This is a genomic window from Thalassotalea sp. LPB0316 (assembly GCF_014898095.1).
Lineage (GTDB): Bacteria > Pseudomonadota > Gammaproteobacteria > Enterobacterales > Alteromonadaceae > Thalassotalea_G.
The window spans coordinates 2,358,715-2,374,372 of record NZ_CP062946.1 but is presented as its reverse complement, the minus strand read 5'-3'; the positions used below and the strand labels follow the sequence as shown (position 1 = coordinate 2,374,372).

Below are 15,658 nucleotides of genomic sequence, written 5' to 3'. Positions count from 1 at the left end.
CTTAAACAACCTCAACCAATTTAGGTGTTTGTTCGTTAAGATGGCCACTATCCATAACCACTTGTCGCTGACAACGCTGTGCAAGCTTGGGATCATGAGTAACAACGACCAAAGTAGTCCCTGCTTGTTGATGCAACTCAAATAACAGATTCTCAATTTGGCTACCTGTTTGTTTGTCTAAATTGCCCGTTGGCTCATCAGCAAACAAAATATCAGGTTGAGTAATAAAGGCTCTTGCAATCGCTACCCGCTGTTGCTCTCCTCCTGATAACTGAGAAGGGAAATGGTCTGCCCGCTCACCCAAACCAACTTTTTCTAATAACTCTTGTGCTAATGCTTCAGCATTGGGCAAATTGGCCAACTCAGCTGGTAACATAATATTTTCTTTCGCGCTCAAACTTGGAATCAACAAGAACTGCTGAAAAATAAAGCCGACATAGTTACCGCGAATTTGCGCTCGCGTTTCTTCATCCGCTTGATGCAGCGCGTGACCTTTCAAATAAACCTCACCCGCAGTAGGAATATCTAAGCCGGCAATGATCGAAAGTAGTGTTGTTTTACCTGAGCCCGAAGAACCAACAATGGCGATCGTTTCACCAGCATTTACTTCTAGATCAACATTCTGCAGAATATCTATCGTCTTGCTTCCTAAGTTAACTGATTTACTTAACTGGCGAACATCTAATATTGTTTTAGGATCTATCTTCATGATTAAAAAAGCTTTTCTTCTATTAAATTTCTTAATTTTATGTACGCTATCTTCACATACACAGGCTACAACGTCTATTTTATTACTTGGCGACAGCTTAAGCGCAAGTTATGGAATGCAACAAAATGAAGGCTGGGTTCATCTACTCAATCAAACATTCCAAGCTGAAAACACAGGTTATAAAATTGTTAATGCTAGCATAAGCGGAGAGACTACAGGTGGCGGCCTGTCTCGACTTCCGGGGATTTTATCGAAACAATCATTTGATCATTTGATCATTGAGCTAGGTGGTAATGACGGCTTACGTGGCTTTCCACCAGTGACGATTAAACACAATCTCTTACAAATTATTCGACTGGCCCAAGCACAAGACATCGATGTCTATATCATGGAAATCCAAATTCCCCCGAATTACGGCCCTCGCTACAGCAAAATGTTTACTGATGTTTTTGCTACGGTTGCCGAGGAAGCCCAGATCACCTTATTGCCGTTCTTTTTAACTGATATAGCGATAAAGCCAGAATTGATGCAAAATGACGGTATTCACCCAAACAAGAAGGCACAGCCGCTTATTGCCCGAACAATGAAGGAAGTCATTGAAAGAGAAATTATTAAATTAGCGAAGCAGTAATAACAAATGATTTAGACTTGGTATCATATATGTAAAGTTAAACATTCTGATAATTTTCAGCCCAACTGACCGCATCTTGATAACAGCGATGTAAAAACTCAGAGCTAACATTCATTTTTTTCGCTTCTAGTTCGGTGAAATGCCAATGGCCCTGTTCAATATGTCTAATTGAGCGCAATGCCATGGCTATTGGCGTTTGTAGTTTGTCATCAGTATCGAGCAACACTTGCTCGATATCATCAGACATGGGTAAGCGCTCCAACACTTGCTCCATTGGCGATTCCAAAACGGCATCAAGTAACGAAAACATGCCTGTCAAAAATCCAGATTCTTTTTGACCTGGCGCGACTTTGCTACACACTGCCTCACAATACTTAGCACGCACTACGCACATTTTGGTTAACTCCACCGTTTTTTCACTCGCTAAAACCGCGGTCGCAAATAAACTCAATAGACGGCGTAACTGAATATCGCCTAAATAAGCCATTGCTTGTTTAACCGATGATATTCTTGTCTTTAATGGAAAACCACCTGAGTTGACAAAACACAGTAAGCGATAGACTAAAGCACTATCTTGCTCTAGCAGGTTTTGGATTCTCTTGTGGTTTAGGTCTTTAGCAATTGCCTCTTGAAGAATAAGCACCAACAAGTGTTGATTTGTTTCATTTTCATGAACAGTTTTCATCTCGGGCTTAGTAAAAAAATAGCCTTGAAAAAAATGAAAGCCCATTGCCATGGCTTGCTGATACACTTCTTGGGTCTCAACTTTCTCAGCTAAGAGTTTTATTTTAGTCTTCTTTCTAAGCGCATTGACAATAGGCCCGATCGTATTTAGTGGCGTGTGCATCAAGTCGAACTTGACCACTTTTACTAACTGCAAAAAACGACGCCACTCTGATCGGTAAACAAAATCATCTAGCGCAAAAACATACCCTTGACGGTACATTTCAACACAAGCCTGATACACCGCATCTGATGGTGTCACATCTTCTAAGATTTCAATAATAATTTCATCTTTTGGCAAAAGTAAGGGAAGACGCTTGAGTAAACTGACTTCAGAGAAGTTGATCAGCGCACGTTTACCACCACTGATATGGCTGAGCCCTTTATTGAAGTGAGTACGATTGATCAATTTAGACGTTGCCACATGCGGATCAATATTCGGGAAGCTATTTTCAGGACCATCTCGAAACAGCAACTCATAAGCGACTAAATTTTGCTTACGTCCCAGTATCGCTTGTCGCGCCAAATAAAGTTGCATGTAGTCGCCCTCGTTCTCAGATTGATACCAAGTGAATTAAAGTAGAAAATCTCGTGAAGCTATTATATTCCCTACAATAAACAGCGCTGTTAACACTTCGTAAAACTATCGACGATATTGTTATCTCAATAATAATTCTTTGTCTTATTTTTTCGAGACGAAAAAAAACCGACTTGCGTCGGTTTTTTCGATGTGGCATCCCTAAGGGGATTCGAACCCCTGTTACCGCCGTGAAAGGGCGGTGTCCTAGGCCTCTAGACGATAGGGACATCAAGCTTTGCAGCTTTCACTTATTAACAATGTGCTTTCGGCCTAATGAAAGCGACACTTAAGTGATTTGTTATTGGAAATTGGCATCCCTAAGGGGATTCGAACCCCTGTTACCGCCGTGAAAGGGCGGTGTCCTAGGCCTCTAGACGATAGGGACACTAAGTGTGCTATGTATGCACAAATCCAATAACATGCAAAAGTGGCATCCCTAAGGGGATTCGAACCCCTGTTACCGCCGTGAAAGGGCGGTGTCCTAGGCCTCTAGACGATAGGGACGCTAAGATGCTACTTGCATTTAAAATTGTGAAACGAGAAATTGGCATCCCTAAGGGGATTCGAACCCCTGTTACCGCCGTGAAAGGGCGGTGTCCTAGGCCTCTAGACGATAGGGACACACCGTAAAACTGCGTACTGTTGCATCTGATTATAATAGGTAAAACCTACAAATGCCTTTCTCATTTCAAGAATTTTGGCATCCCTAAGGGGATTCGAACCCCTGTTACCGCCGTGAAAGGGCGGTGTCCTAGGCCTCTAGACGATAGGGACGCAACATAAATAATAACAGGACCTAGACGTTACTATTTACTGCTTTCACACGACACAAAAGACTAAGCTAAAGTGGTGGAGCTATGCGGGATCGAACCGCAGACCTCTTCGCTGCCAGCGAAGCGCTCTCCCAGCTGAGCTATAGCCCCACTGAAGCCGCTAACAAGTGACCTAGTACTTGTTGAAAGCGAGGCGAATTCTAAGCACCACCCTGCTAACTGTCAACCATTAATTCAAATAAATTGGCATTTTTTTACAATATCGTGATTAAGTGCTTACCAAACGATCAATTCGTTCATTTTTTAGCAGTTTATATCGCAATTCAATAGTTTACTAGCTAGCGGCAGTAACGCTAACCTCACTATTTGAACTTATCAATTACCTTGTCTTGATAAGCTCAACGCAACAATCAAAGCGCATGTCGATATTTTAATCAATTGTTAACACAAATCTTTAGGGACTTTATTTTTGGCGACTTTAGCGTTATGGTTAGACTAACCTTTTATGACACTTTTATTTCATGCAACTGAAACAGGCAAATGTTGTCGCTATTGGTGGCGGACATGGATTAGGAAGAACACTCTCTACCCTATCCTTTCTCGGTGACCAATTAACAGGCATAGTAACAACAACCGATAACGGTGGTTCAACCGGTAGACTCCGCAGAAGAAGTAGCTCCATTGCATGGGGCGATTTGCGCAATTGCTTAACCCAACTAGTCGACGATCAGTCTGTTGGTAGCCAACTATTTAACTTTAGATTTGACGGTGAAGATGAATTAGGCGGCCATAACTTGGGTAACCTTATTCTTTATGGTTTAGGTCAAATTCAATCGCGCCCGCTAGAATCAATAGAATTAGTTAGAAATATTTTACAAGTGCCAACGCAGGTTTTACCCATGTCAGAAGCGCCCACCGACCTTATGGCATTTTATCCTGAAGGTCGCTGCCGCGTCGGTGAGTTATCGGTTGACGATATGCCGATAATGCCGAAAAGTTTGCTACTTGCGCCGCTTGTTAAATCGCCGAGTGTTTGCCTCAAGGCCATTGCCAACGCAGATATTATTATTTTAGGGCCTGGAAGCTTTTTAACCAGTGTCGTTCCACCATTACTGGTGCGCGATATATCTAAGGCCATTAAACAAAGTAAAGCGCACTGTATATTTCTTGATAATGTCGTTAAAGAAAGAAGTCCTGCAGCAGCGTTAACGATTGATGAAAAGCTTGCATGGATAGAAGAAAACACAGGCAACCAACCCATTCATACAGTCATTACGCAAGATCAAACAATGACCTCAGACAAGGTCAGTATTATCTTGCACGATTTGACCTGTGATCAGGTTGCGCATCACCACGACAAAGCAAAGCTCATTTCAGCCATTAACTTATGCATGGAAATTCAAGAGCGCGAGCGCAATAAAAACCCGCTGAGCTTAGTTAAGAAATAATACCAAAAAAGCATAGTAATATTACTGCTATGCTTTTAATTTTATTCATAGTTCTATCAAGAGTAGCCTTGAGTTATCCCGAATCGAGCCTAATTTAGTTACTCGTATCGTCTTCACTAATTCTACTGGCAACCGCGCCCATCTGCCCTTTGTATTTCGCATCATTGCGCTTGTTATAAGGCTTTAACGCGCTGCCCGACATAGTTTCAAAATTAAGTGCAGCAATTTTCATTTTAGGGCGTAATGCCAACGGTAACTTACCACTGTTATAAAACTCTAAGACAATTTGCCCTGACCAGCCTGGATCAATTCTGTGTGCAGTCACGTGCACCATCAGGCCTAGTCGAGCTAAAGACGAGCGGCCGTCTAACCAACCAACAATGTCATCTGGTAACGTTACCGACTCATACGTCACAGCTAAGGCTAGCTCACCAGGATGGAGAAAAAACGCTTCACCATCGGCAATGACAATTTCTTCACTCATCACTGAGCTCATTGCTTGTTGAACGTCTGCTTTAGGGCCACTTAAATCGATATAGGGTACCGTGTGATCTTTAAATACACGAAACTCATTGCCTAAACGAATATCAACGCTAACCCCTGAGATCATTGAAGGATCGGGCTTTGGACTAATAATTATTTTTTCTTGTTCGATGTGTTGTTCAATGTCTTTATCGCACAATCTCATGGCTTATACTTCTTTTATCAAAATATCCGAGGTTTTTGGGCTGCGTTTGTCTTGTGATAAAAACAATTGGCCCGCTAAATTACGAGCTATCTTAAGGTATTGTTGGGCTATCTGACTAGTAGAATTTTCAATAACTTGACTCGTGCCGTTATCGGCGTCCTCACGAATGGTAATATTTAATGGCAACTGACCCAAGAAGGGCACATTGTGCGCTTTTGCCGCAGCAACGCCACCATCAACGCCAAACAAATGGCTGTGATGACCACAGTTGTCACACACGTGATAACTCATATTCTCGATCAACCCCAAAATGGGTAGGTTAACCTTGTTAAACATCGCAATGCCTTTAGTCGCATCCGCGAGTGCAACATCTTGTGGCGTTGTAACGATTACCGCCCCACATACCGGCACCTTTTGCGACAATGTTAACTGAATATCGCCCGTACCCGGAGGCATATCGACAATTAAATAATCGAGATCATGCCATTGGGTTTCATTAAGCAATTGATCAAACGCCCTACTCGCCATTGGCCCGCGCCATATTGCAGCATCGCTATCTGGCACTAAAAAGCCAATCGACATCGCATCTAAGCCCTGTGCGTCAATCGGGATCATCGATTTGCCGTCATCACTTTGCGGTGCTTGCCCTTCTACACCTAACATTTTAGGGATTGAAGGCCCGTAAATATCTGCATCTAAAATACCAACTCGCGCGCCTTCTGCCTGTAATGCTAAGGCCAGATTAACCGCTGTTGTAGACTTGCCAACGCCGCCTTTTCCCGAGGCAACAGCAATGATATTTTTTACGCCGTTAATCTCGTGTTTTTTTACCGCTAATACATTTAACGAAAGCTTCAGTTCAACCTTCTGCCCTATTACTTCGCTAAGTTGCACGGCAAGTTCTACCAATTCACTTTGGCAGGGAAAGCTAATTTGTCCGCTGCCTACGATTGTCTCATTACGGTAATTAAAGCTAAGTTGCTGACAACACACCAATACGCCTTCGGGAAATGCCGAAGAGCGATACTGAGCTAAGGTTTGTTCGATTAAGTCAACCCATTCATCGCTGACTTTACGACTATTATTCGAAGAAGAAAAAAGCTTACTAAACAAAATACTGACCTTTATAACGTTGAAAGCAAAAAACAACAGAAATATTAATGAAAGATGACGGTAAATTTTGTACCATTGCGCCATTGATTACCATATAAAATAAATTATTTACTTGATGGCAAATTCTATGTCGACTGAAAATCGTAAAATTCTCGTTACTTGTGCGCTTCCATACGCCAACGGCTCTATCCACTTAGGCCATTTACTAGAGCATATCCAAACGGATATTTGGGTTCGCTTTCAACGCATGCGCGGCAACGAAACTTACTTCGTGTGTGCCGATGATGCCCACGGTACGCCAATTATGCTAAAGGCTCAAGAATTAGGCATAACACCAGAGCAAATGATCGACGGTGTTCGCGAAGAGCACATGAGTGACTTTAACGACTTTTTAATCAGTTTTGACAACTATCACTCAACCCACAGTGATGAAAACCGCGCATTCGCCACTGAAATTTACAATAAACTCAACGATAACGGTCATATCAAAACACGTGTTATCTCACAACTTTACGACGAAGAAAAAGGTATGTTCTTACCGGATCGTTTCGTTAAAGGTACTTGCCCGAAATGCGGCAGTGAAGATGAAAATGGTGATAGCTGTGACAACTGCGGCGCAACGTATTCACCGACAGAAGTGATTAACCCTCGTTCAGTCGTTTCAGGATCTACACCGGTATTACGCGATTCAGAGCACTACTTCTTTGATTTACCAGCGTTTGAACAAATGCTAAAAGATTGGACAACTGGTGGCTCATTACAAGACGAAATGGCCAACAAACTTGCCGAGTGGTTTGAGTCAGGCCTGCAACAATGGGACATTAGCCGCGATGCCCCTTATTTTGGCTTTGAAATTCCAAACGCACCGGGCAAATTCTTCTATGTTTGGTTAGATGCACCAATTGGTTACATGGGTAGCTTTAAAAACTTATGTGACAAACAAAATATCGACTTTGATACCTTCTGGTCAAAAGACTCTAGCGCTGAGCTCTATCACTTTATTGGTAAAGACATTATTTACTTCCACTCGCTATTCTGGCCGGCAATGCTTGAAGGCGCTGGCTACCGAAAACCAACGTCGGTTTACGCTCACGGTTTTGTGACAGTGAACGGCGCTAAAATGTCTAAATCTAAAGGCACCTTCATCAAAGGTCGCACCTACTTAGATCACCTAAACCCAGAGTATCTGCGTTACTACTACGCAGCTAAATTAACCAATAAAATTGATGATTTAGATTTAAACCTTGAAGATTTTGCCCAACGTGTAAACTCTGACTTAGTCGGTAAAGTCGTCAATATCGCTTCACGCTGTGCAAGCTTTATTACTAAGAAATTCGATGGCATGTTATCTAGCGAAGTTGACGATCAAAAACTGGCTGATGAAGTAATGGCAGCCGGTGATAACCTAGCAACGCTATACGAGAATCGCGAATTTGGTAAAGCGATGCGCGAGATTATGGCGCTTGCCGATAAGGTCAACGAATACATTGCGATTAAAGAGCCTTGGCAGTTAATCAAAGACGAAACCAAACAGCAAGACGTTCACAACATTTGCTCATTAGGCATTAACCTATTCCGTATTTTAATGACTTACTTAAAGCCAGTGTTACCAGCACTTGCTGAAAAAACAGAAGCATTCTTAAACGATGAGCTTTTATGGGAAGGCCACAAAACATTATTAGCAAACCACAAAATCAATAAGTTTAAGGCCTTAATGCAACGAATAGAAATGGATAAGGTTGAAGCTATGGTTGAAGCATCGAAAGAGTCACTGCAGCAAGAGCAAAAGCCAGTAGTCACAGGTCCACTTGCTGACGATCCGATCAGTGAAGAAATTCAATTTGATGATTTTGCTAAAATCGATTTGCGCGTAGCCAAAATTGTTAAAGCAGACCACGTTGAAAAAGCCGATAAATTATTGCGCCTAGAATTAGACTTAGGCGGTGAAACACGCCAAGTTTTTGCTGGCATTAAATCGGCGTATCAGCCTGAAGATCTCGAAGGCAAGTTAACCGTTATGGTAGCAAATCTTGCACCGCGTAAAATGCGCTTTGGTATGTCAGAAGGCATGGTATTAGCTGCCGGCCCCGGTGGCAAAGACTTATGGATTCTAAACCCAGAAGAAGGCGCACAACCAGGTATGCGTGTTAAGTAACGTTATAGAAATTAACTTTTTAATAAAGCGAGCTAAGGCTCGCTTTATTTTTGTCTGTTGTTTACCATGATGACCTAACCCATACTAAGGAATAGTTAAATGTCACCAGAAACCATCAATTATCTCGAACTGCCAGCAAGAGACTTAGCCAACACCAAAGCTTTTTTTACTCGCTGCTTTAATTGGCAATTTACTGACTATGGCCCTGATTATACCGCATTTAATGCCCAGGGTTTTGATGGCGGTTTTTTCCACGCACCGATGAGTTCAACGCAAAGCACAGGCGGCTGCTTAATCGTGCTTTATAGCGAAGATATCAATGCGAGCTTGGAAAAGGTTAAAGCACACGGCGGTATCATCCACAAAGAGATTTTTGAGTTTCCCGGTGGTAAGCGTTTTCACTTTCTCGAACCCAGTGGCAATGAATTAGCGATTTGGTCGGATAAATAGTAACTGGTAGGGTCTAGTTACATTAAAATCATGACAAATTTTAGTGTTGCAGAATCTTAACACTCACTATGGCTATGCTAAACCTGTTATTATCGCAGCGGTTATCAACTGCTCATTTAAAGAGGCTATTTTGTTAAGTTATCGTCATGCCTATCACGCCGGCAATTTTGCCGATGTGTTAAAACACAGTGTCCTTGCCTATGTACTCAATTACATGAATCGCAAAGACAAGGGCTACAGTTATATTGATAGCCATAGCGGCGCGGGCATGTATACACTCAAGGATGAATATGCCCAAAAGACAGGAGAATACAAAGACGGTATTGAAAAGCTATATCAGCTCGATGAGTTACCAGAGATACTAGCTGATTATACTGCGTTGATAAAAGCCATTAATAACGAGCAATCCCTCGACCTATATCCTGGCTCGCCAGGCATCGCTAAACAATTAATGCGTCGCCAAGACATTGCTCACTTATTCGAATTACATTCTACTGATGTAGCGCTACTCGAAAGCTATTGTGCGCGTTGGCGAAAAGCACGAGTTCATCACCGCGACGGTTATCAAGGTTTACTTGATTTACTGCCAACGCCGACACGCCGTGGTGTGGTATTAATGGACCCGCCATTTGAGCTCAAAGAGGATTACCTCAAATCTGTTAATACACTGATCAAGAGCTACCGGAAATTTGCCACAGGCACTTATTTATTGTGGTATCCAGTTGTTAAGCGCGAAAATGTCGACGCCATGGAGCAAGCCTTTTGCCAAAGTTCTGTGAAAAACGTACTTCAGCTAGAGTATTGCCAAAAACCTGATAGCGACGCCTATGGGATGACAGGCACAGGCTTATTTATAATCAACCCACCTTGGCAATTACTCAGTCAAGCTAAGGATTTACTGACATGCATGAAAGAGCACCTAGGAACAAGTGAGTCTAGTTATCGAGCGAAACAATTAATTGACGAGTAAGTTAACCCGAGTTCAGCTTACTTAAAGCGACAATGTAAATAGCAATTAAATATTTGCATTGTCTAGCGTGCTTTCTGCTTGGTGCTCAGCGCTACCGAGGTAAAATGCCGCTAAACACTTGGTCACCTCATCAGCTGGCATTGGCTGATACAAGTAATAACCTTGGACATAGTCACAATTTTGAGATTTTAAAAAGTTTAATTGCGATCGCGTTTCAACACCTTCTGCTACAAGCTTCATACCTAAACTGTGAGCTAAAATTATCGTTGAACTGACAATACCTTGACTTGAAGCACTATATTGCACGTCACTAACAAATGCGCCATCGAGTTTTAGGGTATCTATTGGTAGCTTTTTTAAGTAACTCAAGGAAGAGTAGCCAGTACCAAAATCATCAATCGCAATATTAATGCCCATTTCTCTGAGTTGACTAATTACCTCAATCGTACGTGATGATTGATCAACAAAAACATCTTCAGTGATCTCAATTTCGAGGTAATGAGCCTCTATCTCGTATTTATCAATAAGTCTTGAGAAGTGATTAATGAGATCGCCATCAAGCAACTGAGTCGATGAAATATTCACTGCAATCTTCGGGCAATTAACCCCTTGGCTCTGCCAATCACTCACTTGACGACAAGCCTGCTCAACAACCCAGAAACCAATTTGGTTGATTATGCCAATCTCTTCGGCAACAGAAATAAAATCAATCGGTGAAACATGACCTAATAACTTATTGTGCCAACGAATAAGCGCCTCTACCTTAGTTATTTGGCCAGTTTTAATACATGTTTGCGGTTGATAGTGAAGATAAAGCTCATTGTAATCAATCGCATGGCGCAACTGATTTTCCAATTCTAAGCGTAGATGAATTTTTTCATCCATTTGCGCTTCGTAAAAACTATAATTGCTCGGACCTTTGCGCTTTGAGTGGTACATACTGATGTCAGCGTGTTTGAGTAACGCTTTAGCATCAACGCCGTCATCAGGGTAAATACATATGCCAATACTCGTGCTTACGTGGAGCACGTGATGTTCCAACTTAAAGGGCGTTTCAAACAATTGATTTATCGCTTGTGCTACTCGAGCACAATCTCTGGCATGGTCAATGTTTTCCAATAAAACAATAAACTCATCACCACCAAGACGAGCAACCGTATCACATTCACGGACAACATTTTTTAATCGCACAGCTACCGCTTGCAACAACTGATCACCCACTTCATGTCCCAAGCTGTCATTAATCACTTTAAAGCGATCAAGATCCATAAACAGTACCGCCAGCTGACCGCTATTGCGCTTTGCGTTTGAAATTGCATGATCTAATCTGTCGAGTAATAAATAGCGATTAGGCAATCCTGTCAGGGCATCAAAGTGGGCCTTTTGATAGAGCTGCTTGGTGCGTTTATTGACAATTTCTTGCAAGGTTTCACTATGACGCTGGAGTTGGGATTCTCGCTCTTCAACCACATCGAGCACATGGTTAAAACCATGTTGAAGTCGTCCCAGTTCATTATTGAGCGATAGTGATAACCGCTTAGAGTAGTCACGTTGTGCAGCAAGCGTTTCCACTTGTTTTACCATTGCCATAATAGGTCTAGTAATCAAACGCTGAAACTTAAGTGCCAACAAATAAGACGCAAAGACGCTCAGTAACAAAGTCACGATAAAAATGATGCGATACTTGTTTAATAGCTCATTAAGTGTATCTAAGCCCACACACATATACAGGTGCCCTAAGACATTTCCGTTGTCCACTATAGGCGTAACTATCTCAAGATAATCTTCGCTGAACTTAATGTTTTCGCTCAAATCTATTATCGGCGTTGGGAGCATCGGTTGACTCTGGTATTGTGCAAACACCGTATTATCAGGCAGAACAACGGCTGCGTATAAAGCATCATCATTGTTCTCTAGTAATCGTACACTATCAGTAGCAGCAAGTTTGTCGTCAAAGGTTATCGCAGCGACAACACTCGAGGCGATCAACGTTGCCTGCGTTTGGGTATTTACAACCATTGCTGTGCGCAGCAACTGGACTTCTTTGAAATAGAATACGCTCGCTGTGACACTTACAACAGCCAAACTAATAAATAAACTGACTGCGATAATCTTTTGTTTTATTGAAAGTCGGATCAATAACTGCCTCATGGTGCGACCTCCTCGTTGTGGTGAGCGTGATAAATCACCGCCAATCTCAGTAGTTCTGCACTCATTTTGATATTAGCTTGCGCGAGCTTTTCAGGACATATCTTAAAGCGTATCCGTTGCTCTTCTTGGAAGAAGCTAATCATACCCCCCCGCTCAATAAAACCGGTGCCGCCACCTACTAACAAGACAGGAAGTTGCTTAGCTTGCCTATATTTAACGACGTGTTCAACATGAGCATTACCAACAAAAGCAACTTGGCAAGTGTCAATGTCTTCAGCTTTTTCAAGGTAAAACAGATTGAGTTGTTGGCCCGTGCGATTTTGTGGCTTCGCTTTGATCATACTCTTTAAAAAATTGTCGAAGCTAACATCACCTAACAGACAAATGTTAACCTCGTTTAATTTATTGCCGGGCCATGTGGTATAACCGGTGAAGTGCATTAAAAACGCAGCCTTGATCTTATCGCTATTTTTAACGTTAGCCATCGCAAATGCAGTCGGCGCAGACAGCATTAGACATAAGGTTATTACTAAAACTTTGTAGATTGTACTAAAACGAATCATGAACCATCGCCATCATTATTAAAACTGTTGATGCCATTGCAAGCTAACGCCTAGTTTTTGCTTAGGTTGCACGCCATTTAAATTGTAATACACCGGCAGTACTAGATTAATGTTGGCACGCTGATCACCAAAGTACGCATCTACCCCTGCAGAAACATTAATCTGCTGACCACCATAATTATCAGGATCTGTAATACCTGCAGGATAAGGAAATTGTCCCGGCACTGTTATTTCCTCATCCTGACCTTGGATCGCCTGCCAATGGATATAAGTTAACTTTAACGTCGGGTCTAGACTGGCCCAACCTTCGTATTTGATCCAACTAGATAGTGCAAACTTATTGCCTAGTCGATAGTCTCTGTCGTTTTTACCCGTTCTAACATTGGCATATAAACTTAAGCCGACACTGTAATCTTGAACTAAATGTGAAACATTTAAGCCTACCGGTAAATCAAATGTTCCCGAGCCTAATTGCATGGTGTAAGGCAATTGCTGATCACCTGGTGCTCTTGGCGTATCACCTCGCTCATCGATTGAGCCTGTTGGTAACGATATTCCAAGAGAAAATTCAACATGAGTATTATTGACCTTATATACCCGATGTTGGTAATTCAATCTGATATCGCCAAGTCCTTGGGAAGCAATATTGAAGGTATCGTAACCAGGTACGATACTGATGTGATCGGTATCCTGCTCAATATAGGGAATACTAATGCTTACCGTACTTTTTTCATCGATACCAAATGCGAAGTTTAAGACCAGTGTTTGCTGACTAATAACCGTCGGTACGACAGGATAGTTTTGGTTAGTGCGTTGTTCAGGTGGCTGATATAAAACATCATCATAAGAGAGCGTTTTAGTACCTGACATATAGCCATCTAGTTTACGTTTTTTTAGTAGCACACCAAATTGAAAGCCATAATCTTGTTCGTTTTCATCAACTGACATCATATATAAGTCGTTTAAACTTAGGTCTGCCATTTCTGCTGGCGTTTTAGCGTTAACGATACCGCTATAAAACAAAACCAAGCCAAAACTTAGCATTGATAACTGACTAAAACGAAGCTTCATAAATACAACCTAAACTTTTGAAGACGACAACACAAGAGACTAACTTGAGCCGAAAAATTGGGCGCGATTTTACGTTTTTTTAACCGAAAAAGCAAAATTGATCGTGTTTTGTAACCAATTCAACAGGTTAAATGACAACGGGCAAAATATTCACAAAATTTAAGTTCTTCATGGCGATTTTACAACGTCGAGTAAACCACCTATAATCCTCGCCGCTCAAGTTTGAGTAAAGTTTTTATAACGATACATTTACATCGTTAAGCCAACGTTATTAGCTCTGAATTTACGCTTCAGATCGCAATAGGAAAAATCAATGTCAAACTACGTAATCTGTGCAATGTATAAATTCGTTGCCTTAAACGACTATCAAGCAATCCGTGAACCTTTGTTAAAAACAATGGAAACCCTCGAGATTTGCGGCACCCTTTTACTCGCCAAAGAAGGCATCAATGGCACAATTGCAGGTTCGCGCGAAAGTGTCGATAAGCTCGTCGCTTATTTAAAACAAGATGAACGCTTTGCTGGTTTGTCATACAAAGAATCTTACAGTGAAGAAAAGCCTTTTAAACGCTGTAAAGTAAAGCTTAAAAAAGAAATCGTTACCATGGGCGTTGAGGGGATTGACCCACGCCATGTTGTCGGTACCTATGTCAAACCAAAAGATTGGAACGCGCTTATCTCCGATCCCGATGTTGTACTCGTTGACACACGTAATGATTATGAAGTCGATATTGGCACCTTCGAGTATGCCGTTGACCCAAAAACCAAAACGTTCAGAGAGTTTCCTGATTACGTGAAGCAAAACATGGACCCGAAAAAGCAAAAGAAGGTCGCAATGTTTTGTACTGGCGGTATTCGCTGTGAAAAGTCTACAGCCTACATGAAAGAGCAAGGCTTTGAAGAAGTTTATCATCTTGAAGGCGGCATTCTTAAATATCTTGAAGAAGTACCACAAGAAGAAAGTTTATGGAAAGGTGAATGTTTCGTCTTTGATGATAGAGTCACTGTCGATCATCAATTAAAAGCAGGTAAATACGATCAATGCCATGCTTGTCGCATGCCGATTTTAGAAGAAGACAAACAACGCGAAGCATATCAAAAAGGTGTTAGTTGCCATCATTGTATCGACTCAGTGAGCGATGAACAACGCGCTCGATACGCTGAACGTGAAAAGCAGATGGAACTTGCCAAACAACGTGGTGAATCACATATCGGTAGCGACGCAGCTGCTGTTATTGCAAAACGTAAGCAAAACAAGCAAGCCAAAATTAAAGCGCAGCAAGCGCAACAAAAATAGTCTAATCGACTGAGACACCGGCAATAAAAAAGGCTTCATAATTTTGAAGCCTTTTTTCATCGTTTTAATTTCGCCTTACGCTTCTATATCGAAATGGCGATCAATCTGATATTTCTTAGCTTGTTCACGAATGGCATTGATATCCATATCGACATTGGCAACAGCAAAAAGCTTCAAAATAATCGCTAATTCATAGGTGGTAATATCTTCTTTTGGGTTGAACAAAGTCGCAACTTTTTTGATCAGCACTTCACGTGCATCTTCGTGAGCTTTTTGTTCATCCTTTTCTCTTAATACATCAAATAAACTCATTATAAATCCTCATGTAAAGTGCCT

At 41.7% G+C, this 15,658-nt stretch carries 14 protein-coding genes and 6 tRNA genes; 6 read left to right on the top strand and 14 right to left on the bottom strand.

What is annotated here, in order from left to right; genetic code table 11:
• Nucleotide 1 precedes the first annotated feature (1 nt).
• On the bottom strand, nt 2–709 hold the full coding sequence (locus LP316_RS10550) for an ABC transporter ATP-binding protein (RefSeq protein ID WP_193021001.1): 708 nt from the start codon (nt 707–709) through the stop codon (nt 2–4).
• On the opposite strand from LP316_RS10550, the gene LP316_RS10545 reads away from it, so the two are divergent.
• Nucleotides 708–1,340, top strand: coding sequence for an arylesterase (locus LP316_RS10545; protein ID WP_193020999.1), 633 nt, complete (start codon nt 708–710; stop codon nt 1,338–1,340). The genes LP316_RS10550 and LP316_RS10545 overlap by 2 nt on opposite strands.
• 37 nt (nt 1,341–1,377) lie before the next feature.
• On the opposite strand, the gene LP316_RS10540 is transcribed toward LP316_RS10545, so the two are convergent.
• The 7 genes from LP316_RS10540 to LP316_RS10510 form a co-directional block, all read right to left on the bottom strand.
• Entirely contained in the window at nt 1,378–2,601 is a 1,224-nt protein-coding gene (locus LP316_RS10540; RefSeq protein ID WP_193020997.1) for an EAL and HDOD domain-containing protein, read from the bottom strand.
• Nucleotides 2,602–2,794: 193 nt separating this feature from the next.
• Nucleotides 2,795–2,870, bottom strand: a tRNA-Glu gene (locus tag LP316_RS10535).
• 82 nt (nt 2,871–2,952) lie between these two features.
• Nucleotides 2,953–3,028, bottom strand: a tRNA-Glu gene (locus tag LP316_RS10530).
• 43 nt (nt 3,029–3,071) lie between these two features.
• Nucleotides 3,072–3,147 (bottom strand) — tRNA-Glu (locus tag LP316_RS10525).
• Nucleotides 3,148–3,188: 41 nt separating this feature from the next.
• Nucleotides 3,189–3,264: transfer RNA gene (locus LP316_RS10520), tRNA-Glu, on the bottom strand.
• Between the two features lie 77 nt (nt 3,265–3,341).
• Nucleotides 3,342–3,417, bottom strand: a tRNA-Glu gene (locus tag LP316_RS10515).
• Nucleotides 3,418–3,490: 73 nt separating this feature from the next.
• Nucleotides 3,491–3,566: transfer RNA gene (locus tag LP316_RS10510), tRNA-Ala, on the bottom strand.
• A gap of 371 nt (nt 3,567–3,937) precedes the next feature.
• On the opposite strand from LP316_RS10510, the gene LP316_RS10505 reads away from it, so the two are divergent.
• On the top strand, nt 3,938–4,864 hold the full coding sequence (locus LP316_RS10505) for a gluconeogenesis factor YvcK family protein (protein ID WP_193020995.1): 927 nt from the start codon (nt 3,938–3,940) through the stop codon (nt 4,862–4,864).
• A 94-nt stretch (nt 4,865–4,958) separates the two neighbouring features.
• Here LP316_RS10505 and dcd read toward each other — a convergent pair whose 3' ends face one another.
• Both dcd and apbC read right to left on the bottom strand, forming a co-directional pair.
• On the bottom strand, nt 4,959–5,552 hold the full coding sequence (gene dcd / locus LP316_RS10500; protein WP_193020993.1) for a dCTP deaminase: 594 nt from the start codon (nt 5,550–5,552) through the stop codon (nt 4,959–4,961).
• A gap of 3 nt (nt 5,553–5,555) precedes the next feature.
• A complete protein-coding gene (gene apbC, locus LP316_RS10495) occupies nt 5,556–6,665 on the bottom strand; it encodes an iron-sulfur cluster carrier protein ApbC (protein WP_226960723.1) in 1,110 nt (369 codons plus the stop codon).
• A 127-nt stretch (nt 6,666–6,792) separates the two neighbouring features.
• On the opposite strand from apbC, the gene metG reads away from it, so the two are divergent.
• From metG to LP316_RS10480, 3 genes are all read left to right on the top strand, one after another.
• Nucleotides 6,793–8,820 carry a methionine--tRNA ligase gene (gene metG, locus LP316_RS10490; RefSeq protein WP_193020989.1) on the top strand — a complete coding sequence of 676 codons (2,028 nt, stop codon included), beginning with the start codon at nt 6,793–6,795 and terminating at the stop codon, nt 8,818–8,820.
• A gap of 99 nt (nt 8,821–8,919) precedes the next feature.
• Nucleotides 8,920–9,270, top strand: a complete 351-nt coding sequence (locus LP316_RS10485) for a VOC family protein (RefSeq protein ID WP_193020987.1) — start codon at nt 8,920–8,922, stop codon at nt 9,268–9,270.
• Between the two features lie 43 nt (nt 9,271–9,313).
• On the top strand, nt 9,314–10,240 hold the full coding sequence (locus LP316_RS10480) for a 23S rRNA (adenine(2030)-N(6))-methyltransferase RlmJ (RefSeq protein ID WP_226960722.1): 927 nt from the start codon (nt 9,314–9,316) through the stop codon (nt 10,238–10,240).
• 45 nt (nt 10,241–10,285) lie between these two features.
• On the opposite strand, the gene LP316_RS10475 is transcribed toward LP316_RS10480, so the two are convergent.
• From LP316_RS10475 to LP316_RS10465, 3 genes are all read right to left on the bottom strand, one after another.
• A complete protein-coding gene (locus LP316_RS10475; protein ID WP_193020985.1) occupies nt 10,286–12,391 on the bottom strand; it encodes an EAL domain-containing protein in 2,106 nt (701 codons plus the stop codon).
• A complete protein-coding gene (locus LP316_RS10470) occupies nt 12,388–12,876 on the bottom strand; it encodes a YfiR family protein (protein ID WP_193020983.1) in 489 nt (162 codons plus the stop codon). Before LP316_RS10470 ends, LP316_RS10475 begins: the two co-directional genes overlap by 4 nt.
• A 96-nt stretch (nt 12,877–12,972) precedes the next feature.
• Nucleotides 12,973–14,025, bottom strand: a complete 1,053-nt coding sequence (locus LP316_RS10465) for a hypothetical protein (RefSeq protein WP_193020981.1) — start codon at nt 14,023–14,025, stop codon at nt 12,973–12,975.
• 313 nt (nt 14,026–14,338) lie between these two features.
• Here LP316_RS10465 and LP316_RS10460 point away from each other — a divergent pair, with 313 nt between their 5' ends.
• A complete protein-coding gene (locus LP316_RS10460) occupies nt 14,339–15,322 on the top strand; it encodes a rhodanese-related sulfurtransferase (protein WP_193020979.1) in 984 nt (327 codons plus the stop codon).
• 75 nt (nt 15,323–15,397) lie between these two features.
• On the opposite strand, the gene LP316_RS10455 is transcribed toward LP316_RS10460, so the two are convergent.
• Complete coding sequence (locus LP316_RS10455; protein ID WP_193020977.1) at nt 15,398–15,634, bottom strand: hypothetical protein; 237 nt, start codon at nt 15,632–15,634, stop codon at nt 15,398–15,400.
• Nucleotides 15,635–15,658: the final 24 nt, after the last annotated feature.